We start from the raw sequence: 22,558 nt of genomic DNA on the forward strand, positions 1-22,558 counted from the left end.
CCATACAACCCAAAATAGTTTTAAGTTGTACTGTCAAAGACAGTTTAAACTTCGCCAGAAGTTAATATTGAATACTAAAGTAGATGCTAATTAATCATTGATTAATTGGCATTGTTTTACTTTTGAAAACTCTTTATAGATACGAATATCTATAAGAATTTATTTATCAGCTTTTCCAAATTTTTAAAGAGCAAGAGAATTTAACTTCTCAAAGAGAAACACACTTCATACTCAGGATATACCTGAAGTATGCTTTTCTTTCAAAAGTAAGGTGGTGGAGCTAAGCAGGATCGAACTGCTGACCTCCTGCGTGCAAGGCAGGCGCTCTCCCAGCTGAGCTATAGCCCCACAATACTGGAATGACATTGTTTGATACCAAAGCTAAAAGGTTAGCAAAGTGGTGGGTCTGAGTAGACTTGAACTACCGACCTCACGCTTATCAGGCGTGCGCTCTAACCAGCTGAGCTACAGACCCAAACAATGTTTGTGTTCTCTAATTCTATTCAGCAATCATCTGTGTGGACACTACGAACAAACAAGTTCTAAATCGTATAAGGAGGTGATCCAGCCCCAGGTTCCCCTAGGGCTACCTTGTTACGACTTCACCCCAGTCATGAATCACTCCGTGGTAAGCGCCCTCCCTAAGGTTAAGCTACCTACTTCTGGAGCAACCCACTCCCATGGTGTGACGGGCGGTGTGTACAAGGCCCGGGAACGTATTCACCGCGGCATTCTGATCCGCGATTATTATTTTTAATAAAAACAAAAAAACAGTGAGTTCGGGCAAATAACAAGCAAAATGGGCCTAACATCATCATTCTGTATGAAAAACAACCTCAAATTTCAGTGTATTTCTACTTCATTTATTTAATAGATAAATATAAAACAAAAAGCCGGATCACTTTGCAGTTTTCCGGCTTACATTAAAATATATTAAATGACATCATGGACGAGGAATAAAGCCCACAGCATCATATACTGCATTTAATGTTATTTGAGCTCGCGTACTTGCTTTTTCAGCTCCACTTCTCATGATCTCATCAAGACGACTTTGATCTTCACGGATCTCTTTGAATCGAGATTGGATCGGCTCAATCATTGCGACAACAGCATCTGCGGTATCTTTCTTCAAATGGCCATACATCTTGTCTTCATACTCAGGGACTAAATCGACAATAGCGCGCTTAGTTGCTACCGAAAGTAACGTCAGTAAATTAGATACACCTGGCTTCTCTACTCTATCAAAGTAAATACGTGCTTGCTCATCGGAATCCGTTACTGCTTTTTTAAGCTTTTTCTCTATTTTTTTCGGCTCATCTAACATCATAATAAACGCATTAGGATTATCATCTGATTTAGACATCTTCTTTAATGGATCCTGCAAACTCATCACACGTGCTCCCAGTTCCGGTATATATGGTTCTGGTAATTTAAACACATCACCATATAAGTTATTAAACCGCGTAGCGATATCTCTTGTGAGTTCTAAATGTTGCTTTTGGTCTTCACCAACTGGCACTTGAGCCGCTTGATATAATAATATATCAGCAGCCTGCAATGCAGGATACGAAAATAGTCCAACATTAATATTATTTGCATGTTTTGCCGACTTGTCTTTGAACTGTGTCATGCGATTCAATTCACCCATTTGGGCGTAACAATTCAGTACCCAACCTAACTGGGCATGCTCTGGCACTTGTGATTGCACAAAAAGCGCTGCTTTTTCGGGATCAATACCACAAGCAACATATAGTGCGATTCCATTTAGTACGCGGTCACGAAGTTCTTCTGGTTTTTGACGCACTGTAATCGCATGAAGGTCAGCAAGCATAAAGTAACTTTCATGATTTTCTTGCAAGTTAAGCCACTGATTAATAGCACCAACATAATTGCCTATCGTCATACCACCTGTTGGCTGCATGCCACTCAACACTACTGGTTTGCTCATGATGTTCCTTTATATCTAAATATTAAATTCGCTTGGTTAAAATAGGGATTATATCTAAGAATCCCTCACAGAGGTACTCTGGATTAAAATCTTCTAAATTGCAGCCTTGGTTATAACCGTATTTTAAGGCGATAACGTCTACTTCTGCATTTTTGGCCGCCAATATATCGCTTTTCGAATCGCCAATCATTATTGCATCGCTCGGTTTAATACCCAACGCTTTGCATGCCATTAAAACCGGTTCAGGATTTGGCTTTTTCGCCGTATCATCACCACAAACAAGCACTTCAAAATGGTGATTAAGTGATAGTTTATCTAAAAGCTGCTCGGTAAAAGCCCTGTCTTTATTGGTCACCACAGCCTTAGGTAAATGCGCCAGCGCAGACAAACCTGTCTCTACATGTGCATACAAAGCGGCGTAATTACCCACAATATCATGATAGTGCACCTTGAACCGGACAATTGCGTTATCTACAAGTGATTGGCTCAACTCAGGGTTAACTAGCATGTCTCCTGTTAAACCACGCTTCACCAATATTGTAATGCCATTACCCACCCATGTTTTAACTTGCGCGTAGCTGACGATCGGATAGGCTACCTCAGTCAATGTCAGGTTTAAAGCCATATACATATCTTCGACGCTATCAACTAACGTTCCATCTAGGTCGAACAACACACCTTGATAACTCATGATCCAACCTTTGCAAGTTCATCACGCATTTGCTCTATAACCGTTTTATAATCTGGTTGGCTAAATATGGCAGACCCCGCCACAAACATATCAGCACCTGCAGCGGCTACTTCTGCGATATTCTCTACTTTAATACCACCATCAACTTCTAGACGAATGTCTCTCCCGGAGTTTCTGATAAGTGTCTTAACTTTTTTTAACTTACTTATCGTTTCTGGGATAAAGCTTTGACCACCAAAACCTGGATTTACTGACATTAATAAAATGACATCAAGCTTATGTATAACATGGTCAAGATAATGTAACGGCGTCGCAGGGTTGAACACTAATCCTGCTTGGCAGCCATGTTCTTTAATCAAGCTAATTGTGCGATCTATATGCTCACTTGCTTCTGGATGAAATGTAATAATACTCGCACCAGCATTCGCAAAGTCGGGAATTAGTCTATCAACAGGCTTAACCATTAAATGCACATCGATTGGTGCGGTAATACCATAATTCCGAAGCGCTTTGCAGACCATTGGCCCTATTGTTAAGTTAGGCACATAATGGTTATCCATAACATCAAAATGTACAACATCCGCACCAGATTTAAGAACGCGCTCTACATCTTCACCTAACCTTGCAAAGTCTGCTGATAGAATAGACGGAGCAATAAGGTATTTTGCTTTTTCAAACACTATAATACTTCCTGATATATCGAATTATCAGGTTCACTTTACCGCAATTTTTACTCCGACCCCAGTGAAAATAAGCGTAATCGACTTCATTGAATTTGATATCGACTAAGCTATAATAATTGTGTTTGTTTTATGAGCATCTATTGTGTATTATCTAATGATAACTTGTAAGTGAGGGTAGTTATTATGTTGAGTCGGCTAAAAACACGGATGCTTGGGCTTTCAGCGATTGCAATTGTTTCTTTAGGTGCAATTTCATATGATAATGCTCAATTAGTACTTGCAGAACACAAAAATTGTGGCTGTAATACAACACTTCAGACCACAAATCAAAATACTTTAATCTGTAAACGTGAAGCCCACACAAGCTGGTACGCATGGCTAACAGGTGAGAGTAGCAGTGCCCAGTTCCATTACTTGGATTTACTCGAATTACTTTTAGGCTCTAAACAATCGAGTGATAACAGCAATAGGTTAACATCACACCTATAAAAAAGGACTGCCACGACATGAAGTTACTCAGCATTTTCCAAAGTGTATTAGCTGCTTTATTTGGCGTACAAAGTCACGGCAAATATGAGTTTGATTTCAATTCTGGCTCTTTTTTACCTTATGCTGTCGTTGGTATAGCACTTGTTACGGGGTTCGTTGTCGCACTTGTTGTCTTGGTTAATTACATTCTCAACTAATTTCTTTCAAAGGAAGAATGGTTAACTCTTACAATAAAGCGCCATTAATTCATTCACCTTATTTCGGCTCCCACCTTTTGGACTGATCGTTCTTTTTACTTGAATAACATCTAACGATGCTTGACTGTAGATTTTACGTGTCCAAGCAGTATCATGATTGGATATCAAAACAGGAGTCGACTGCTCAAATGCTGAAACTTCCGCTAAATTGGCTAAAATAGCTTGATCATTCAAATCAAAACCACCTTTCGCATAAGAGGTAAATGAAGCCGTCTTACTTAACGGGACGTATGGTGGATCACAATATACGACGGCATTATTCGGCAAACTCTTAAATACCTGAGCGTAACCTTTACACGTAAAAGTCGCTTTTTGTGCCTTTTGCGCAAATGTGTATAGTTCTTTCTCTGGGAAATATGGTTTCTTATACTTGCCAAACGGTACGTTAAAAATGCCTTTTAAATTATATCTGCATAAACCATTATAGCCATGTCTATTCATATATAAAAAAAGAATTGCGCGCTCATAAATATCAACGCTTGCGTTAAACTGCTTTCGGTAGTCATAATAAGCATCAGCATGATTATTGAGATCAACAAAGAGTTTACGAGCATCGCTTACAAACTCATCAGGTTGGAGCTTCAATTCATTATACAAATTGATCAAATCGGCATTAATATCGTTTAAGACATAGCGCTTAAAGTCCGTATTCAAAAACACTGAACCAGCACCAACAAAAGGCTCAACTAGAGTATCGGCACTTTGACTTGCTAACGATAAACGTTGCGCTATGCCATCTACCAGACTATATTTTCCGCCTGCCCATTTTAAAAAGGCTCGGGTCTTTTGTTGCATACTGACTCTATTTATTTTGAAGTTGCGCGATTTTACACTAAAATCTACCAATTACCGAATGAACAAAGCAATTTCCTGCTTGATTTTAGTCTGCTTTTTAAAGAATGGTTGTCCAGTGAGCAAATCTTTTGGCAATTTCGCTTTTCCTATTTTTGCCGCATCGATGGTAGAGTAACCACTTTGGATAACTATCCACCATGCAACATCGGCTCGGTTTGTGCCGTAAATTTTTAAATCACTAACGCGTTGCTCATGAGCAGAAATAAAAGCTTCTGCAATTGCTTTATCTTTTACCGCTAATAATTGAATAACCCAGTTAGAATCAGGCTCAGATAACAAATTCAAGTGGTCATCAACAACGCTAACACTTTCCACATCCGCAACCACCTCATTTAATTCTAAAAACTCGGCACTTTCTTCTTTTCTAAGTTCAGACGTAACGGCTACCGAAAGTTGCTTCGGTTTATTGTCCGTCACAATCTTATCCACTTCGGCTTTTTGAGGAGTGTGGGTAAGCGCAGAAAAAATTGCACTCGTCTCTGTCTTATTTTGTACTTCTAGTGCATCACCGATTGACACACCAGCTGTTCCATTCAAAACATCATCTGATATTTCAGTCTTACTGCCATCACCTATAATTAACTCATGACTATGCAATGGTGTTTTTAAAATCCGAGTACTTGGCAGTACGGTGTTAACAACTGCTTTTTCCTCACTCATCTCGGGTATCAAGCTCGTAATTTCTTTTTGATACACAAAAGCAACCATCAAAAGTGCCAACAAAACAGTCAGCAATGTCAAATGCCACTGCATCTTTATGAATTTACTGGATCCTGGTTTTTCTAACTGTTGCGTTTCAGGCTGCCAATCTAACAAGATTGCAGGGTTACCATGAGATGCACTCAAAAAGGTTTGAAAAATTGGATCTTCATCAACAGGCAACTGCTTAAAAAACATTTTCATTAGCGTCTTGGACTCAGACAATGAGAGTGGCTCTAAATGTAAATCCAATGCTTGCGGGACCACCATCGGTGATTGTGCAGTGACAAGAATATATATTTTTTCAATGCCCTGTTTTGCTATGTTTTGTAGCTCCGCGATCATTTCATCAGATAAATGTCGCGCGCCATCCAAAACCCATAAGCAAGGGCCTGATGGAGAATGATTGTGTAAATTTACGAAATTCTCACTTAAGGTGAGAGTTTGATCAATTAATGGGGAGCGAAAACTGTGCTGTAATAATTGAACTGTTAGATCTATATCTTTTGAGTTTGCTGATAATTTAATAAATGCTTTATTAAATTCAGCATATTTATCTGTAATGAATGACTCTGCTAAATAGCTTTTTCCTAATCCAGAAGCTCCTATTAAGCAAATCAAATTCTGCCCATATTCAAACTGTAATTCAATTCGATTAACTAAAGCAGCTCTACTGGGCAATATTTGAGATTGCATTAGCGCCCTATTAGCGTACTCACAGCGTCATCAGAAACATCGTCTACCAATGCGCAATTACCCAACTTCGTTGGTACGATAAAACGAATGCGGCCTTGCTTATTCTTTTTATCTTTACGCATATGAAATAAGAATTCAGCACTAGTCATATTATCAGGAATATCAATAGGTAAGTCATACAAAGATAACAAACCTTCAATTCTTTCAACTTCTTTAGCCGTTAATGCACCACGTTGATATGCTAACTTAATAGCCAACATCATACCTGAAGACACCGCTTCACCATGCAGCCATTTTCCATAGCCCATCTGTGCTTCAATAGCATGACCAAAAGTGTGACCTAGATTTAGCAATGCACGCAAGCCAGCCTCCTTCTCATCATGTGCAACTATTTCAGCTTTAATTTGGCAGCAACGATGGATAACTTGCATCAGTGAGTCGACGTTTAACGCTTTTAACTTTGCATGGTTATCTTCAAGGAAGGCTAGAAAGTCAACATCATAAATTAAGCCATACTTAATCACTTCAGCCATACCTGCCGAAAACTCTCGAGGTGGTAATGTCAGAAGTGTATCAGTATCAATAAAAACGGCAATTGGTTGATAAAAAGCCCCTATCATATTTTTACCAAGAGGATGATTTACAGCGGTTTTGCCACCGACAGATGAGTCGACTTGTGATAATAAGGTTGTTGGTATTTGTATAAAAGGAATACCACGCTGATAACATGCTGCAACGAACCCTGTCAGATCTCCTATTACTCCCCCGCCTAAAGCAATTAAACAAGTGTCTCGCCCACAATTGTTTTCCAACAAAAAGGCTGATACCTGTTCAAAATACTCTAATGTTTTATATTGCTCTCCATCCGGTAGAACAATATGTAAGGGGGCGTGTTCATCTAAACTACGTAATAAACCATTCAAATACAATGGTGCTATAGTTTGGTTAGTCACGATAACAGGTCGGCATGTACCAACATAGTGTTTTAATTTCTGCCCATCAGACAATAGATTCTGACCAATATAAATTGGATAACTACGCTCGTTCAAATCCACTTTTAATTCAAGCATGCATCCCTCTCATATTGGTCATTTCACTAGAAGTCTAGTTTATCTATTATTTGATTCGCAACTACTTTTGCGCTTTGCTCATCTGTTCGAACAATGTGATCTGCCACTTCTTTATAAAGTGGTTCGCGCTCTTCAGCCAAACGCTCAAGAACATCTCTTGGCGCTTCTTCTGTTTGCAATAGTGGACGGCGCTTGTCACGCTGTGTACGAGCAACTTGTTTTTCAATTGGTGTTTCTAGGTAAACAACAATACCGCGCGCAGATAACTTGTTACGCACTTCTTTGCTGACTACCGAACCTCCACCAGTTGCTAAAACAATCCCTTGTAGCTCGGTTAGATCTGAAATCACGCCTTCTTCGCGTGTTCTAAATCCATCCTCACCTTCAAGATCAAACACCCACGCAATATCTGCGCCAGTACGGCGTTCAATTTCTTGATCCGAGTCTACAAATTCAAGGTGTAATTGATCAGCAAGGTGCCGACCAATCGTGCTCTTACCAGCCCCCATCGGGCCCACTAGAAATATATTACGTTTCTCAGCCATATCTTTTTAGTACTAACGAACTCTAAAATTTGAAATAAAACCCCGCCTAACGACCTGGCCCCAAAATTAAGGGGGGGATTATCTCAGTAATTCGTGAACGATTTCAAGTCAAATAGTATAAAAAGCATCTACTGAACCTAAAATCAACCTATTATTAGTCAATTACTGACCATCTAACATTATTTTTGGGGTTACAAATATCAATAATTCTTTCTTTTCATTAATCTCACGGGTATTTCTAAACAACATCCCTAAATACGGAAGGTCACCTAACAACGGAATCTTGCTTACTGCGCTGGTAATTTCCTGTTGATAAATACCGCCTAACACCACAGTCTGACCATTTTCTACCAAAACTTGGGTCTGAATCTGCTGTGTATTGATTGCAACAGCGGGTCCACTTGGCGTTTGTACATTATCACCGCGTGTGTCCTGTGTAATCACCAAGTCTAGTATAATTTTGTTGTCTGGTGTGATTTGTGGTGTAACTTCTAAACTTAACACTGCCTTTTTAAAACTAACAGAAGCCGCACCACTAGAAGAAGCCTCAACATAAGGAATTTCTGTACCTTGTTCTATGCGCGCTTTCTTCTGGTTTGCTGTTGTAATACTCGGAGTTGCAATTATCTCTCCCTTATTTTCTTGCTCTAATGCAGACAATTCCAAGTCTATTAACGTTCCATCTGCCAATTTTGCAATATGAACACCAATTCTACCTGCCGAAGTACCCGCTACTGGTAAGTTTACATTTAATCGATCTGTAAATGCAGGGATAGTACCATTGGATAACTCATTTGCGCCTTGTAACGAGCCTGAAATCGCATCAGAGCCCTGTTGGTCACTAAACCCCCATCGAATTCCTATATCCTCTTGTACGTTGTCCTTAACCGTTACCATACGAGATTCTATACGTACCTGCTTTACTGGTACGTCTAATGTCTCAACCATGCGTCGAATACTTTCAATACTTCTTGCGCTATCTTTAATCAACAACGTATTTGTACGATTATCGACAGATACACTCCCTCGTTCACTAATGATACTGTTGATATCCGTTTTTAACAAATCCGCAAATTCTTCTGCCTTCGCATAATTTAATTGGATATACTCGCTGTACAAAGGCTCTAACTCTTCGACTTGTTTACGTGCTTGTAATTCTTTCGCTTCTCGTGCAGCTAACTCTTCTGAAGGCGCAACCATTAAAATTGACCCCTCCATCCGCTTATCTAGTCCTTTTACTCGTAAAACCACATCAAGTGCCTGATCCCAAGGTACCCCATCTAAACGCAGTGTAATATTGCCGCTGACCGAATCACTCGTTACTAGATTGAAGTTATTTGTGTCTGCAATAATCTGTAGCACTGAACGAACAGGGATATCCTGAAAATTAAGTGTAATTGGCTGCCCTTGATAATTTTTCTTTTCTCCAAACACCTGCTGTTCATTATCTTTTTCTACCGTTAAAGTAAAAATACTATCTAATTGCTGGTAGGTATATTTAAATGCTGCGTTTGGCTCAATCACTAAACGCGTTTTATTTTCTTCTTTAAAGGTTTCAACCTTACTAACAACAGTACCAAAATCTAATACATCCAGTTCATATAAATGCTCATCAAGGATCGCTGTATGGTGGAAATCAGCTATGATCTTCCCGCCTCGTTCTTGCACATCAATTGCAGCATGCCCACTTTCTAAAAAAGCAAATACTTTAGCTTCACCTCTTTCTCCGCGACGAAAGTCAATCGACTGGATTGTATTAATGTGTGTTGCAACAGTGTCACTTGCAGGGTCTAACGTCTCGAGCGCAATCGGGTTTTCTGAAACCTGTAAATAAACTAAATTGTTTTTTACTCGGACCTTATAAAGCTTTAACTTGTCCATAACAACCGTCACGGAGAAGCCCTGTTTACCCATATTGCTTTCAATGCGTTTTATGCCCGCTTTATTTACCTCAAGTAATTTTAAACTTTCTTCAAATTCTGCATCAGGAAAAAACAACTCTAATCTAGCCGGTGAATTTAATACTTTAACTACTGGCTCTATATCTAATTGCTCATCAAAAACAAATTGTAATTCCGTTTCATCATTTGGCACTGGATTATAGCGAACGTCATAAAGCATAGGAACAGCTTGAACCAACCCAGAAAAAGTAAACAGGACCACAGAAAACGTTGCGTTTAACCAAAAATTCAAACCCTTGCGAGCCATAATAGTGTTACCTTTATTGTTATTCACTTGTACCGGTTTCTTCTGATTCATGTATTTCTACTTTTGTTAACCGTTCTTTCCAACAACCAGTACCGTCGGGTATTAATTCTAATAACTCGATATGATCAGGATTCACACTAACCACTTCACCATGATACAACCCCATATATTGGCCTTGCTTAATCCTATATAGTCCTTGATCTGATGCTTTAATTAAGGCCCATGTGGCATTAGTTGTGGCAATTGTGCCTTTCATTTCTAAGTTATCCAATGGATATTTTTCCAATGGATCTCTGGCTCGATTCGGATCAGGATGCAGACAATTTCGTATCTGCACCATTTTACTTTCTATTACTTCTGGCTCTGGTGCCACAAAAGGGCTGCGCAAATTTTCCGCATCATAAGCAAAATGTATAAACTCTCGCATTTCTGGAATAGGCTCAACTTTGGGCGTTGCACTCGCCTGTATTTGATCGATATATTCTTTTTGTTCAGCAGTATCATCATTACATGCACATAATAGTAGCGTACTAAAAAATAAGCATGGTAAACGATACATCACTTACGCTCCCCCTGTTCATAACGATACGTTTTGGCTATCACACTAAATACCAAATCATTATTACCCGCATTTTCGATCTGAAAATCGTGCAAACTCACTATTCTAGGTAACTGAGCCACCTTCCCAACAAACTTACCAAATTCATGGTAAGTTCCTACTATTTCAAGTTTAATCGGTAATTCAGTGTAGAACTCTTTCTTGACTTCAGGCAGCCACCCTATTTTCAAAAATGTTAAGCCGCTTGAAGTACCCACATATGTTAAATCATCTAATAACCCTGGTGTTTCATTCGACGTTGGTAGCCGGCGTAATAGTTGGGAAAATTGTGCTTCCATATCTAACATTTGCTGACGATATAAATCTAAGTTATTTGCGCGAGCATATTTTATACGATAACTCGTTCTAAACTCTTCTTCCGCATTAACCGCGCTTTCATACCGGCTAATTGAGGTAGACACAAGTAAACTATATCCGACCACAAAAGTAATTACGACGACTATGACACAGCATAAAACTTTAACGACAAAAGGCCATTCACCGATATTGTCTAGCTCAATTTCATTCCAATCAATATCTTGTAGAGATTTCAAGTCAAAATTCACAGTTTATATTGCCACCCTAAAGTTACTTTCCACGCTGAGAATCTTCAATTTGTTGAAATGACTTTACATAAAAATGCATGCTAAAATCACTCAATAAACGCGACCGTTGCTCACCAGCGACAATACCTTGAATGATAGGTCGTTCCAATAAATATGATGCTTCAACTTGTCTCAGCATTTGTGATAGTCGATTATTTGACTCACTTCTACCCACAACTTTCAATAAGTTACCTTTTCGCTCTAAGCTTGTAAGGTACACACCTGCAGGTACTACTCGCGTAATTTCATCTATTATTTGAGTACCCAAATTTCGATTACTTTGTAATTCTTCAATCAAACGAATGCGTCTTTGCAAATTGTTTTTCTGCTTATTTAAATCATTGATCGCAATAATTCGCGTATCTAACTTAGAGATCTCCGCTTTTAAATAATTATTTTTAATGTTTTGCCCTGTGGTTAGACTATCGTAAAACGCACCGATGAAATACATCACTAAACAAACCACACCGATAATTAAGCCTATTATTGTCAAAAACTTCTGCTGTGATGCTTGTCGTTCTTGTTCTCTCCACGGAAGTAGATTTATATGTGGCATGATGTAAAACTCCTAAGTGCCAAACCCGTCGCTATAGCAAACTGCGCTCGGTGCCGTTGCAATACATTACGGTCTACCTTTGGCGATACTTCCATATCCGCAAATGGATCAGCCACTATGGTATGAATACCTAATTCATCCACTAACAATCTGTCCAACCCCTCAACCAGCGAAGTTCCTCCTGTTAGTACTACATAATCTACGTGATCTTTACCGCTAGTCGTCATGAACATTTGTACAGCTCTTCTTACTTGCTGCAATAACGCAGTCTGAAAAGGGGCAAGTACTTCAAAAGTATAGTTAGGGGGTAAATCTCCGGTCGTTTTAGCAATTTCAGCTTCATCGAAACTTTTATTGTAATAGGCAACAATACTATTTGTGTACTGCTCTCCACCAAACACTTGATCTCTTGTATAAATCGCTTTTCCAGATTGAATCACACTCACTAACGTAATCACAGCGCCAATATCAATCACCGCAACCACTTTATCAAATGCATCGGAAGGCAATTGCCCATACAAAACATCTAAAGAACGTCCAAGCGCATAACTTTCTACATCGACAACTTTTGTTTTATAACCTGCATCATCTAACGCGTTAACACGTGCTTGCACACTTTCAGTACGCGCTGCTGACAACAGTACATTTACTCTCGACGGATCGGCTTCATTAACAGAGATCTTTTCAAAATCTAGGCTAACCTCATCCAAGGGATAAGGTATCAAACTATCGGCTTCTATCGCAATTTGCGACTCTAATTCAGCATCAGTTAATGAAACATCCATGAAAATTACTTTCGTAATGACGCTTTGACCTGATACTGCGACTGCTGCATACTGTGTATGTTTGGGTAAACGCTTTTTAAGTTTGCTAATAACACGGCCTATCGCTTCAATATCTTGGATCGCACGTTCAGACATTGCACCTTTTGGGACAGGCTCTATTGCAACCGCTTCAACCCTAAAACCAGTATTAGATTGTGATAACAGTACCGCTTTGGCGCAATGTGAGCCAATATCGATACCGAACATCATCGGCGCTTGTTTTTTGAATAATTTGCTAAGCATGCCTGTCGCCTAATATCCTTTGTTTTATGTATGAACGAGTTATAATTATACGTACAATAGTTATTAATCATTTTTTATTCAGATATACTAGCAGTGTCTACCTATAATTGGGAGCCTAACTAGGGAATATTCCGTGACTATATTGAAGAGAGCTATACAGTTTTTCATCGCGTGTACCATTTTAGGTCTATTAACATTAATCAGTCTTTATTACTATGTCAAATCAGATATCCCCAGTGTCGCAGTGCTTAAAGAGGTACAATTACAAACACCGATGCAAGTATTTACCAAAGACGGTAAGTTAATAAATCAATTCGGTGAAAAAAGGCGTATTCCCGTACGCATTGAGGATATTCCCCAACCGCTTATTGATGCCATACTCGCAACTGAAGATAATCGCTTTTACGAGCACTTCGGCATCGATCCCATAGGGATTGTGCGCTCATTTCTTGTTTTAGTAAGTACTGGTGAAAAGAAGCAAGGCGCGAGTACGATTACCATGCAGCTAGCAAGAAATTTCTTCTTAACAAGGGAGAAAGCATACATTCGTAAAGTGAAAGAAATTTTCATCGCGCTACATATTGAACAATTACTAAGTAAAGACGAGATATTGGCTTTATACCTTAATAAAATAGAACTCGGTCATAGAGCCTTTGGTATTGGTGCTGCAGCACAAGTATATTATGGTAAAGAGTTAGGTGAACTCACACTCGCTCAAATGGCTATGATAGCAGGGCTTCCAAAAGCGCCTTCAGCCCTCAACCCTATTAGCAACCCAACTCGCGCAAAACAACGTAGAAATGTCGTGCTTGGTCGTATGTTTAAAGAGCACTACATTGATCAAGCTACTTATCATAAAGCGAGGGAAGCACCAATTACTGCGCGCCGTCATGGCGCTGAAATAGAACTATATGCGCCTTATATTTCTGAAATGGTACGCGCATATATGGTAGAACGCTACGGTACAGATAAAGCCTATAATAGTGGATTTAGAGTCTTTACCAGTGTCGAGTCTGATATTCAAGCTGCAGCCCAACGTGCTCTCGTTAACAACCTGCATAAATATGATATGCGCCATGGTTACCGAGGACCAGAAAAAGCGCTATGGCAGCCAACAATTGATATTCCCTGGAACGAACAAGCCATAATATCTTACTTAAAAACAGTAAAGGAGATTGCGCCACTGAAGGCGGCTGTTGTGATCCATATTTCTGAAAAATCAGCAACAGTTTTGAGCAAAGCTGGCGCTTATCATACGATTGAATGGAGTGGACTAAATTGGGCTCGTAGTTTCATTTCTCAAACGCGACAAGGATTACCACCTAAGACCGTTGACGACATTTTATCTCCGGGTATGCAAATATGGATAAGAAACCATAATCAGCAATGGCAACTCAGTCAGTACCCTACGCCTTCCAGCGCACTCGTATCACTCGATCCACAAGATGGGCGTATCAAAGCATTGGTCGGTGGCTATAGCTTTGCACAAAGTCAGTACAATCGTGCAACACAAGCAAAAAGACAGGTCGGTTCAAACATCAAGCCTTTTATTTATTCGGCAGCCCTTGAAAGTGACTACTCTCTTGCTACGATTATTAATGATGCCCCTATAAATCACTGGGATAAAACCCAAGGATACTCATGGAGACCTAGGAACAGCCCAGATGTTTACAGTGGTCCAATTCGTATTCGCCGTGCATTAGCACAATCCAAAAATGTTGTGTCAGTTCGCCTTTTGCGTGGCGTAGGGTTACAAGAAAGTGCCGACCATTTATTAAAATTTGGATTCCAAGATGAAGATATTAATCGGAGCGAGTCCTTGGCGCTGGGTAGCGCAGCCATGACTCCGCTTGAAATGGCCAGAGGTATGAGCACTTTTGCCAACAGAGGTCATTTAATTGATCCTTATTTCATTAGTGAAATTCAAGATGCCTACGGAAATACACTTGGCACTGCCCAGCCCTTAATCGCATGTGATGAAGAACAACAAGATATGCAGACACACCTTTGTGCACCGCAAGTTATTACTGAACAAAATGCGTTTTTAGTCTCTAGTGCCATGCATAGTGCTATTTGGGGTGGAGGTAGCTGGCGACATAAAACAGGATGGACAGGTACCGGTTGGCGCGCTCAAAATCTAAAACGCCGTGATTTATCTGGTAAAACAGGCACAACCAACGAAGCAATCGACACATGGTTTAGTGGATTTAACCAAAATGTGCTTACCACTGTATGGGTGGGATTCGATGATGCTAGCAAACCATTAGGTCGAGCGGCCTACAATAATAGTTTAGGTAAAAACCAACTTGTAGGCGCTGAGTCCGGCGCTATTTCAGCGCAGCCTGCTTGGATTGAATTCATGCGCTCTGCACTGGTGAATGAACCCCTCGCACCGATAGACCCGCCGCCTGGGTTAATTTCGGTACGTATAGATTTAAAAACCGGCTTGCTCAGCCACAAAAATGATTTCACCAGTCGTTTTGAATATTTTGAATCAGGCACTGCCCCCACAAAATATGTATTAGATACTGGATCTAGTACGCCATTTGATGAGCCTCTACCTGTACAAGATGAGTTATTTTAGTTCACTCATTGAAAAATAGAGCTGCATAAACATAAAAAGCCAATCAAAATAAGATTGGCTTTTTACATACAACATCAATCATTTACTACGCTTCAAGATCTGCCATATAATTTTCTGGCAAAGCTATTTGGGCAACGCCTGAGTCAATCGCAGCATGAGCAACTGCTTTCGCTATACGTGGCAATAAACGCGGATCCATCGGTTTAGGGATAATATACTGTGCTCCAAACTCTAAGCTTTCTACATCAGCCGCTTTTAATACTTGTTCAGGAACAGCTTCTTTGGCAATACTTCGGATAGCTTCAACGGCTGCTATCTTCATCTCGTCATTAATCGCTGTTGCACGCACATCCAATGCTCCACGGAAAATAAACGGGAAACATAGCACGTTATTCACTTGATTTGGATAATCTGAACGACCGGTTGCCATAATCAAATCTTTGCGAGCACTATGTGCCAATTCAGGATTAATTTCTGGATCAGGATTTGAGCAGGCAAATACAACAGGCTTTTCATTCATCAACTTCAAATCATCAGCTGAGAGTAAATCTGGTCCAGATACGCCAACAAACACATCAGCATCAGCGATTACATCTTGTAACGTACGCTTATCTGTGTTGTTTGCAAATAATTGCTTGTATTCATTTAAATCATCACGACGCGTATGAATAACACCTTTACGGTCTAACATATATATATGTTCACGTTGAGCACCGCACTTAATTAACAGCTCCATACAGGCAATAGCCGCAGCTCCTGCACCAAGACACACAATAATAGCATCTTGAATGTTTTTTCCTTGGATCTCTAAGGCATTAAGCATACCGGCTGCAGTTACAATTGCTGTACCGTGTTGGTCATCGTGAAACACTGGAATATCACAACGTTCTATCAGCGCTTTCTCAATTTCAAAGCACTCAGGCGCTTTAATATCTTCGAGATTAATACCACCAAAAGTATCTGCTATGTTTGCAACCGTATTAATAAAGTCTTCAGTTGTACGATGCTTTACTTCAATATCTATGGAGTCAAGCCCCGCAAAACGCTTAAAAAGTAAAGATTTACCTTCCATTACAGGTTTAGAGGCAAGCGGCCCCAAATTTCCTAGGCCTAAAATAGCCGTACCGTTACTGATCACGGCCACCATATTGCCTTTACCAGTATATTTATAAGCGTTTGCTGGATCTGCCGCGATTTCGCGCACGGGTTCGGCCACACCGGGGCTATACGCCAATGCGAGGTCTTTTACGGTTTCCGCTGGCTTGGTCAGTTCAACACTGATTTTACCTGGAACGGGATGAGCATGATAATGTAAAGCTTGTTCACGAAAGTCTGACATGACGCGATATATTCCTGCAAGAAGTTAAAAGTGAGAGTGAAGTTCCGCAATTAAGTAAACAATACCTTGTTTGCAAATATATTCAAGCAATATCAGGTCTATCCTGTGATGACACTTTACAAGCATTTTCTCTGACTTTTACTGGTATTTAACTTACTTTATCTACATTTATTCGTTCTTACTCGCTTAAAAATAAGTAAATCATCACTCATATCGAATGAAAAACAACCCAAAAAAGAGACGAATAGCAAAATAAGCTAATAAAATCCAAAAAATAGCATTTTTACATCTTTTAGAAGATCTTAATGAACTTTAACAACAAAATAACCATTAAAAACGTCGCTACTCTTCGAATTATTATGCAAAAAAATCACCAAGGTACGCAAAATACTTTACGGCACTATTTAGGAATATAGAAGCAACTGATAAAAAATGAAATGTCGTGAATTCAATAGTGAATATAGACAATAAAAATTCGAGCTTAAACTTTATCGAAAAGAGATATAAATAAAAGATATAAAAAAAGCACCCGTAGGTGCTTTTTTTTCAAACGTCTTTGCTTACTTACTGCTAAGTGAACCGAAACGCTTGTTAAAGCGGTCAACACGACCACCTGTGTCTAAGATTTTTTGCTTACCAGTATAGAACGGGTGACACTCAGAACAAACGTCTAAGTGAATGTCTTTACATAGAGTTGAACGAGTTGCGAACTTGTTACCACATGAACAAGATGCATTGATCGTTTCATACTTAGGGTGAATACCTTCTTTCATAGCAACCTCTGGTTAGGCCGTATCGCTCTCCAAACCCGAAGTTTGGCACCATACGTAGTTATACAAATAATTGGACGCGTATTTTAAGTAACTAAAGCACGATCCACAAGCAATAAATACACTATTTTACTAAATTTTGTACACTCACCTGCTTTTCCCCAGTTTAAACTGGGTTTTTAGGTCCCTCTCTAGTAAATTAGCATCACCCATTTAGATACGAGCTTGCAATGTCCTTTGTCGAAGTTGTCATTAAAGTCCCGCTCCCACGTACCTTTGATTACTTACTAATCGAAGCCCAAACTGTAACTGTCGGTTGCCGTGTAGAAGTTTCCTTTGCTAATCGAACTTTAGTAGCGTTGGTTGTGGCACTCAAAAACCATTCCAACGTCCCAGCCAATAAAATTAAACCGATTGCGCGTATTATCGATTGCTACCCCATCTTATCAGCTCAGCATATCGAGCTTTTGCGTTTCACCGCACAGTACTACTGTCACCCTTTAGGTGAGACATTGTTTACCGCTTTACCAGCCTCATTACGCAGTGGTGAACACCCTGACAAAACCACCGTAGCCACTGTAACATTAACAGCTAAAGGTGCTGAGTTACCCAAGCTCCGTTCAAAAAAACAACAAGCACTACTCTCTCAACTAGCGGGTTCTGGTGCATCAAGTGTCACAGAGCTCAAAGCCTTGGGATTTACAAAACAACAAATTGACGCTTTACAAGAGAAAGCACTCGTCGAAAAATCTTTAGAACATGATACGAAATGGACGCAAGCGCCTAGAACAATAAACTCAAAACCCCGACTGAATGAAGAACAAGCAGCCGCCTTTAGTGTTATTAACCAGCAACAAGGTTATCGTACATTTTTACTCGAAGGCATTACCGGCAGTGGTAAGACTGAAGTGTACCTACAATGTTTAGAGAAAATAGTTAACTCAGGCCGTCAAGCACTTGTGTTAGTACCTGAGATTGGTCTAACACCGCAAACAGTGAATCGATTTCGACGACGCTTTCCTGATACACCCATTGATTTATGGCATTCAAACTTAACGGATAATGAGCGCTTACACGTATGGCGTAGAACGGAGCAAGGCAGTTGTGCACTCGTTATCGGCACTCGTTCAAGTATTTTCTTACCCTTTAAAAATTTGGGTATGATGGTCGTCGATGAAGAACATGATAGTTCTTTTAAACAACAAGATGGTTTGCGCTATCACGCAAGGGACTTAGCAGTATATCGCAGTGCCCACGCAAATATTCCCCTAATTCTCGGCACCGCAACTCCGGCACTTGAGACCTTGCATAAAGCAATTAATAATAAATTTCAACTGCTCACATTATCAAAAAGAGCAGAAACAAAAGTAGCAAACCAATTTTTACTAATTGATATGAAAGGCCAAATTGAACAAGGAGGGTTTGCACCATCCACGCTTCAGCACATTGAACGCACGTTAGCGTGTGCGAAACAAGTGATGGTCTTTCTAAATCGCAGAGGTTATGCCCCCACCTTGCTATGCCACGAGTGTGGCTGGTTAAGTCAATGCACTCATTGCAGTGCTAGCACAACATTTCACAAAGCGATGGCAAGATTAGTATGCCACCACTGCTCACAGCAAAGCTATGTTCCTGCACAATGCCCAGATTGTGGTAGCACCCAAATTATGCCTGTAGGCTTAGGTACTGAGCAACTTGAAGATTTTTTAAAGGGTCACTTCCCTGATACGCCGATAAGTAGAATAGACAGAGATTCAACTAGAAGAAAAGGCGCTTTAGAAACTGCCTTAGCTGATATTAATGCCGGTGGAAGTCGCATTTTGGTAGGTACACAAATGCTCGCAAAAGGTCACCATTTTGCCGATGTTAATCTAGTTGTCATGTTGGATGTCGATGGAGGGTTATACTCAAGTGACTTTCGCGCCACAGAGCATATGGCACAATTAATTACACAAGTGGCGGGCCGGGCTGGCAGAAGCGGAGAACCCGGCACTGTGTTATTACAAACCCACTTTCCTGATCACCCTTTGCTCCAAGATTTAGTGAATAATGGCTACCAAGATTTTGCACGTTATGCGCTAAAAGAACGGCAAGAAGTAGAACTTCCTCCCTACACTCATTTAGCATTAGTACGGGTAGAGGGTACTAATGCTAAATTGGTAATAGACTTTTTAACTGATTTAGTTCCTGCAACCCCATACTCTGGTATACAATTACTCGGGCCGATTCCAGCTCCGATGGAGCGTGTTGCCGGTAAGTATAGATACCAATTACACATACAAGCCCCCGAACGACCTGTTTTGCATCGCTATCTTGCACAGCTTTTGAGCTATATTAGTGAACATAAGCTTGCAAATAGAGTTCGGTGGAGCATTGACATCGATCCTATGGATACCTATTAGTAATTTATGGCACAGCACGACTATATAAATAGACAACCAAAAACTCGTCAGAGCGCTAAAAACAAGAAGAATGCGCAAGTATCACAGCGTAAACCTTTTCCTGTTTTTTTAAGTATCGCCGCAGTGATTTTAATTACTGGGTTCACATATGGCTTGTGGTATATCAAAACCAATGCTGACCCAGAGCAAGTCAATCAAGCACAAATGCCAAAAACGGTCGCTAAGAAGATAGACACAGCCCCAGAAAAGCCAAGGGATCCTGAGTTTCTAGAAGAGATAAGAAATCATGAAGTCAAGGTCGACGTCAAAGAAATTAAGCGTAACGGTCCTTATCAAATGCAGTGTGCCTCGCTGAGAACATATCCAGAAGCCGAAGCGCTGAAAGCCAAAATGGCCTTCGCAGGCTTAATTGCGGAAATAAAGCGAACAGAAGGCAATAACGGCGTATGGTACCGCGTACGTCTGGGGCCATACGATAGCAAACGTAAAGCCGAAAGTGACAAGAATAAACTAAAGCGCATCCATATTATTGGCTGCGCTATATGGGGCTGGACTTGATTTTAGTCCAATCGCCCTCATCTATGTTGTAATTAAATTTAATACGAGGCACACACAGCCTCTCTATTAAGGAATACTATGACTACCATCGTAAGCGTCCGTCGTGACAATAAAGTTGTTATTGGCGGAGATGGCCAAGTATCACTTGGTAATACCGTAATGAAAGGCAACGCCCGCAAAGTACGCCGTTTATATAACGGCAAAGTACTTGCTGGATTTGCCGGCGGTACCGCAGACGCTTTTACTCTATTTGAACGCTTTGAAAGTAAACTTGAAATGCATCAAGGACACCTCACCAAAGCGGCTGTAGAAATGGCTAAAGATTGGCGTAGTGACCGAGCTCTGCGTAAGTTAGAAGCATTGCTTGCTGTGGCTGATGAAACCGCCTCCTTGATCATCACAGGTAACGGTGATGTTGTTCAGCCCGAAAACGACTTAATCGCAATTGGTAGTGGCGGTAACTTTGCCCAATCGGCAGCCACTGCATTATTAGAAAATACCGATTTAAGCGCCGTTGAAATTGTTGAGAAAAGCCTTACGATTGCAGGCGATATTTGCGTATTTACCAACAATTTCCAAACCATCGAAGAATTGTAAGAGGAATTGCCATGACCGCAATGACCCCAAGAGAAATAGTCCACGAACTAGATCAACATATTATTGGTCAAAATAAAGCGAAGAAAGCGGTTGCTATCGCACTGCGTAACCGTTGGCGTCGCATGCAGTTGAATGATGACTTGCGCGCAGAAGTAACACCAAAAAACATTTTGATGATCGGCCCAACAGGGGTTGGTAAAACTGAAATTGCACGCCGCCTAGCCAAACTAGCAAACGCGCCTTTTTTAAAAGTAGAAGCCACAAAGTTCACCGAAGTGGGCTATGTAGGTAAAGAAGTTGAGACTATTATCCGTGACTTAGTCGATATCTCAATCAAAATGACGCGTGAACAGCAGTCTAAGAAACACCAACACCGTGCAGAAGAAGCCGCAGAAGAACGTATTCTTGATGCCTTATTACCACCCGCTAAAGACGCCTGGGGTGAGTCACAGCCCGCAGATAACAATTCGACTCGTCAGGTGTTCCGTAAAAAGCTGCGTGAAGGACAGCTAGACGATAAAGAAATAGATATTGATATTGCTGAGACTCAGCCTCAAGTTGAGATCATGGCACCTCCTGGTATGGAGGAAATGACAAATCAACTACAGGGCATGTTCCAAAACATGACCGGCGAGAAAAAGAAAAGTCGTAAGCTTAAAATCAAAGATGCTTTTAAACTGCTCATCGAAGAAGAAGCCGCTAAAATGGTAAACCCTGAAGAGCTTAAAGAGCAGGCTATTTTTTCAGTTGAACAAAACGGTATCGTCTTTATTGATGAAATTGATAAGATTTGTAAGCGCGGAGAAGCCCAAGGCCCAGATGTAAGCCGTGAAGGCGTGCAGCGCGACCTTTTGCCTCTAATTGAAGGGTCTACAGTCAGTACTAAACATGGAATGGTTAAGACAGACCATATCTTGTTTATTGCCTCTGGTGCATTTCAAATGTCCAAACCGTCTGATTTGATCCCTGAGCTGCAAGGGCGCTTGCCCATTCGTGTTGAACTTGAAGCACTGACCGCCAAAGATTTTGAGCGTATCCTCACAGAGCCTCATGCATCTTTAACTGAGCAACAACAAGCTTTATTGAAAACCGAGCTGGTTGATATTAACTTCACTGAAGATGCACTCACTCGTATTGCAGAAGCTGCATGGCGAGTAAACGAAAAAACTGAAAATATTGGCGCACGCCGCCTTCATACTGTGATGGAAAAATTGATGGAAGAAATTTCATTTGATGCATCAGAGAAAAATGGTGAAGCCATCGAAATAAATGCACAGTACGTTGAAAAGCATTTGGACATTTTAGTGCAAGATGAAGACTTAAGCCGCTTTATTTTATAAC

Annotated in this window: 21 protein-coding genes, 2 tRNA genes and 1 other annotated feature; of the genes, 7 read left to right on the top strand and 16 right to left on the bottom strand. The window is 40.4% G+C overall.

Annotation, left to right across the window (positions count from 1 at the left end; all coding sequences use genetic code 11):
* Nucleotides 1-272: 272 nt before the first annotated feature.
* The 5 genes from PAUR_RS01575 to rpe form a co-directional block, all read right to left on the bottom strand.
* A tRNA-Ala gene (locus PAUR_RS01575) sits at nucleotides 273-348 on the bottom strand.
* A 50-nt stretch (nucleotides 349-398) separates the two neighbouring features.
* Nucleotides 399-475 (bottom strand) — tRNA-Ile (locus PAUR_RS01580).
* Nucleotides 476-565: 90 nt separating this feature from the next.
* Nucleotides 566-698 (bottom strand) — a sequence feature (16S ribosomal RNA rRNA prediction is too short).
* A 245-nt stretch (nucleotides 699-943) separates the two neighbouring features.
* Complete coding sequence (gene trpS / locus PAUR_RS01585; RefSeq protein WP_192506083.1) at nucleotides 944-1,948, bottom strand: tryptophan--tRNA ligase; 1,005 nt, start codon at nucleotides 1,946-1,948, stop codon at nucleotides 944-946.
* Nucleotides 1,949-1,970: 22 nt separating this feature from the next.
* The gene (locus tag PAUR_RS01590; protein WP_192506084.1) at nucleotides 1,971-2,639 is read right to left on the bottom strand and encodes an HAD-IA family hydrolase; all 669 of its coding nucleotides are present in this window, start codon (nucleotides 2,637-2,639) and stop codon (nucleotides 1,971-1,973) included.
* Nucleotides 2,636-3,319, bottom strand: a complete 684-nt coding sequence (gene rpe, locus PAUR_RS01595; protein WP_192506085.1) for a ribulose-phosphate 3-epimerase — start codon at nucleotides 3,317-3,319, stop codon at nucleotides 2,636-2,638. Before rpe ends, PAUR_RS01590 begins: the two co-directional genes overlap by 4 nt.
* A gap of 186 nt (nucleotides 3,320-3,505) precedes the next feature.
* Here rpe and PAUR_RS01600 point away from each other — a divergent pair, with 186 nt between their 5' ends.
* Both PAUR_RS01600 and PAUR_RS01605 read left to right on the top strand, forming a co-directional pair.
* Nucleotides 3,506-3,811, top strand: a complete 306-nt coding sequence (locus PAUR_RS01600; RefSeq protein ID WP_192506086.1) for a hypothetical protein — start codon at nucleotides 3,506-3,508, stop codon at nucleotides 3,809-3,811.
* 17 nt (nucleotides 3,812-3,828) lie between these two features.
* Nucleotides 3,829-4,008, top strand: a complete 180-nt coding sequence (locus tag PAUR_RS01605; protein WP_192506087.1) for a DUF2970 domain-containing protein — start codon at nucleotides 3,829-3,831, stop codon at nucleotides 4,006-4,008.
* A gap of 21 nt (nucleotides 4,009-4,029) precedes the next feature.
* On the opposite strand, the gene PAUR_RS01610 is transcribed toward PAUR_RS01605, so the two are convergent.
* The 9 genes from PAUR_RS01610 to PAUR_RS01650 form a co-directional block, all read right to left on the bottom strand.
* Complete coding sequence (locus PAUR_RS01610; RefSeq protein WP_192506088.1) at nucleotides 4,030-4,863, bottom strand: Dam family site-specific DNA-(adenine-N6)-methyltransferase; 834 nt, start codon at nucleotides 4,861-4,863, stop codon at nucleotides 4,030-4,032.
* 51 nt (nucleotides 4,864-4,914) lie between these two features.
* Nucleotides 4,915-6,318 (bottom strand): AAA family ATPase, encoded by a 1,404-nt coding sequence (locus PAUR_RS01615; protein ID WP_192506089.1) that lies wholly within the window; start codon nucleotides 6,316-6,318, stop codon nucleotides 4,915-4,917.
* Nucleotides 6,318-7,388, bottom strand: a complete 1,071-nt coding sequence (gene aroB, locus PAUR_RS01620) for a 3-dehydroquinate synthase (RefSeq protein WP_192506090.1) — start codon at nucleotides 7,386-7,388, stop codon at nucleotides 6,318-6,320. Before aroB ends, PAUR_RS01615 begins: the two co-directional genes overlap by 1 nt.
* A gap of 26 nt (nucleotides 7,389-7,414) precedes the next feature.
* The gene (gene aroK, locus PAUR_RS01625) at nucleotides 7,415-7,933 is read right to left on the bottom strand and encodes a shikimate kinase AroK (protein ID WP_192506091.1); all 519 of its coding nucleotides are present in this window, start codon (nucleotides 7,931-7,933) and stop codon (nucleotides 7,415-7,417) included.
* A 162-nt stretch (nucleotides 7,934-8,095) separates the two neighbouring features.
* Nucleotides 8,096-10,192: a type IV pilus secretin PilQ gene (locus PAUR_RS01630; RefSeq protein ID WP_404821656.1), complete on the bottom strand. Its 2,097-nt coding sequence runs from the start codon at nucleotides 10,190-10,192 to the stop codon at nucleotides 8,096-8,098.
* A complete protein-coding gene (locus PAUR_RS01635) occupies nucleotides 10,161-10,700 on the bottom strand; it encodes a pilus assembly protein PilP (RefSeq protein ID WP_192506092.1) in 540 nt (179 codons plus the stop codon). The genes PAUR_RS01630 and PAUR_RS01635 overlap by 32 nt, the downstream gene beginning before the upstream one ends.
* The gene (pilO, locus tag PAUR_RS01640) at nucleotides 10,700-11,305 is read right to left on the bottom strand and encodes a type IV pilus inner membrane component PilO (protein WP_192506093.1); all 606 of its coding nucleotides are present in this window, start codon (nucleotides 11,303-11,305) and stop codon (nucleotides 10,700-10,702) included. Before pilO ends, PAUR_RS01635 begins: the two co-directional genes overlap by 1 nt.
* A 22-nt stretch (nucleotides 11,306-11,327) precedes the next feature.
* Nucleotides 11,328-11,900, bottom strand: coding sequence for a PilN domain-containing protein (locus PAUR_RS01645; RefSeq protein WP_192506094.1), 573 nt, complete (start codon nucleotides 11,898-11,900; stop codon nucleotides 11,328-11,330).
* Nucleotides 11,888-12,967 (bottom strand): pilus assembly protein PilM, encoded by a 1,080-nt coding sequence (locus tag PAUR_RS01650; protein WP_192506095.1) that lies wholly within the window; start codon nucleotides 12,965-12,967, stop codon nucleotides 11,888-11,890. The genes PAUR_RS01645 and PAUR_RS01650 overlap by 13 nt, the downstream gene beginning before the upstream one ends.
* Before the next feature lie 133 nt (nucleotides 12,968-13,100).
* Between PAUR_RS01650 and PAUR_RS01655 the strand changes: the two genes are divergently transcribed.
* Nucleotides 13,101-15,551: a penicillin-binding protein 1A gene (locus tag PAUR_RS01655; protein ID WP_192506096.1), complete on the top strand. Its 2,451-nt coding sequence runs from the start codon at nucleotides 13,101-13,103 to the stop codon at nucleotides 15,549-15,551.
* A gap of 85 nt (nucleotides 15,552-15,636) precedes the next feature.
* Here PAUR_RS01655 and PAUR_RS01660 read toward each other — a convergent pair whose 3' ends face one another.
* Nucleotides 15,637-16,890: a malic enzyme-like NAD(P)-binding protein gene (locus PAUR_RS01660; protein ID WP_192506097.1), complete on the bottom strand. Its 1,254-nt coding sequence runs from the start codon at nucleotides 16,888-16,890 to the stop codon at nucleotides 15,637-15,639.
* Between the two features lie 560 nt (nucleotides 16,891-17,450).
* Entirely contained in the window at nucleotides 17,451-17,663 is a 213-nt protein-coding gene (gene rpmE, locus PAUR_RS01665) for a 50S ribosomal protein L31 (RefSeq protein ID WP_010366427.1), read from the bottom strand.
* Nucleotides 17,664-17,890: 227 nt separating this feature from the next.
* On the opposite strand from rpmE, the gene priA reads away from it, so the two are divergent.
* From priA to hslU, 4 genes are all read left to right on the top strand, one after another.
* Nucleotides 17,891-20,062, top strand: a complete 2,172-nt coding sequence (gene priA / locus PAUR_RS01670; protein ID WP_192506098.1) for a primosomal protein N' — start codon at nucleotides 17,891-17,893, stop codon at nucleotides 20,060-20,062.
* A gap of 6 nt (nucleotides 20,063-20,068) precedes the next feature.
* Complete coding sequence (locus PAUR_RS01675; protein WP_192506099.1) at nucleotides 20,069-20,620, top strand: SPOR domain-containing protein; 552 nt, start codon at nucleotides 20,069-20,071, stop codon at nucleotides 20,618-20,620.
* Between the two features lie 78 nt (nucleotides 20,621-20,698).
* Nucleotides 20,699-21,217 carry an ATP-dependent protease subunit HslV gene (gene hslV / locus PAUR_RS01680; RefSeq protein WP_119861768.1) on the top strand — a complete coding sequence of 173 codons (519 nt, stop codon included), beginning with the start codon at nucleotides 20,699-20,701 and terminating at the stop codon, nucleotides 21,215-21,217.
* An 11-nt stretch (nucleotides 21,218-21,228) separates the two neighbouring features.
* The gene (hslU, locus tag PAUR_RS01685; RefSeq protein ID WP_192506100.1) at nucleotides 21,229-22,557 is read left to right on the top strand and encodes an HslU--HslV peptidase ATPase subunit; all 1,329 of its coding nucleotides are present in this window, start codon (nucleotides 21,229-21,231) and stop codon (nucleotides 22,555-22,557) included.
* Nucleotide 22,558 lies beyond the last annotated feature (1 nt).

The sequence above is a fragment of the Pseudoalteromonas aurantia 208 genome (assembly GCF_014858725.1).
GTDB classification, from domain to species: Bacteria; Pseudomonadota; Gammaproteobacteria; order Enterobacterales; family Alteromonadaceae; genus Pseudoalteromonas; species Pseudoalteromonas aurantia.

Bases quoted from the DNA above. Each gene is read 5' to 3' on its own strand.
- hslU (WP_192506100.1), top strand. From the start codon at position 21,229: ATGACCGCAATGACCCCAAGAGAAATAGTCCACGAACTAGATCAACAT.
- PAUR_RS01645 (WP_192506094.1), bottom strand. From the start codon at position 11,900: ATGCCACATATAAATCTACTTCCGTGGAGAGAACAAGAACGACAAGCA.
- trpS (WP_192506083.1), bottom strand. From the start codon at position 1,948: ATGAGCAAACCAGTAGTGTTGAGTGGCATGCAGCCAACAGGTGGTATG.
- PAUR_RS01660 (WP_192506097.1), bottom strand. From the start codon at position 16,890: ATGTCAGACTTTCGTGAACAAGCTTTACATTATCATGCTCATCCCGTT.
- PAUR_RS01635 (WP_192506092.1), bottom strand. From the start codon at position 10,700: ATGTATCGTTTACCATGCTTATTTTTTAGTACGCTACTATTATGTGCA.
- hslV (WP_119861768.1), top strand. From the start codon at position 20,699: ATGACTACCATCGTAAGCGTCCGTCGTGACAATAAAGTTGTTATTGGC.
- PAUR_RS01615 (WP_192506089.1), bottom strand. From the start codon at position 6,318: ATGCAATCTCAAATATTGCCCAGTAGAGCTGCTTTAGTTAATCGAATT.
- PAUR_RS01630 (WP_404821656.1), bottom strand. From the start codon at position 10,192: ATGAATCAGAAGAAACCGGTACAAGTGAATAACAATAAAGGTAACACT.
- PAUR_RS01610 (WP_192506088.1), bottom strand. From the start codon at position 4,863: ATGCAACAAAAGACCCGAGCCTTTTTAAAATGGGCAGGCGGAAAATAT.
- aroB (WP_192506090.1), bottom strand. From the start codon at position 7,388: ATGCTTGAATTAAAAGTGGATTTGAACGAGCGTAGTTATCCAATTTAT.
- priA (WP_192506098.1), top strand. From the start codon at position 17,891: ATGTCCTTTGTCGAAGTTGTCATTAAAGTCCCGCTCCCACGTACCTTT.
- PAUR_RS01605 (WP_192506087.1), top strand. From the start codon at position 3,829: ATGAAGTTACTCAGCATTTTCCAAAGTGTATTAGCTGCTTTATTTGGC.
- aroK (WP_192506091.1), bottom strand. From the start codon at position 7,933: ATGGCTGAGAAACGTAATATATTTCTAGTGGGCCCGATGGGGGCTGGT.
- PAUR_RS01650 (WP_192506095.1), bottom strand. From the start codon at position 12,967: ATGCTTAGCAAATTATTCAAAAAACAAGCGCCGATGATGTTCGGTATC.
- PAUR_RS01600 (WP_192506086.1), top strand. From the start codon at position 3,506: ATGTTGAGTCGGCTAAAAACACGGATGCTTGGGCTTTCAGCGATTGCA.
- PAUR_RS01675 (WP_192506099.1), top strand. From the start codon at position 20,069: ATGGCACAGCACGACTATATAAATAGACAACCAAAAACTCGTCAGAGC.
- PAUR_RS01590 (WP_192506084.1), bottom strand. From the start codon at position 2,639: ATGAGTTATCAAGGTGTGTTGTTCGACCTAGATGGAACGTTAGTTGAT.
- rpmE (WP_010366427.1), bottom strand. From the start codon at position 17,663: ATGAAAGAAGGTATTCACCCTAAGTATGAAACGATCAATGCATCTTGT.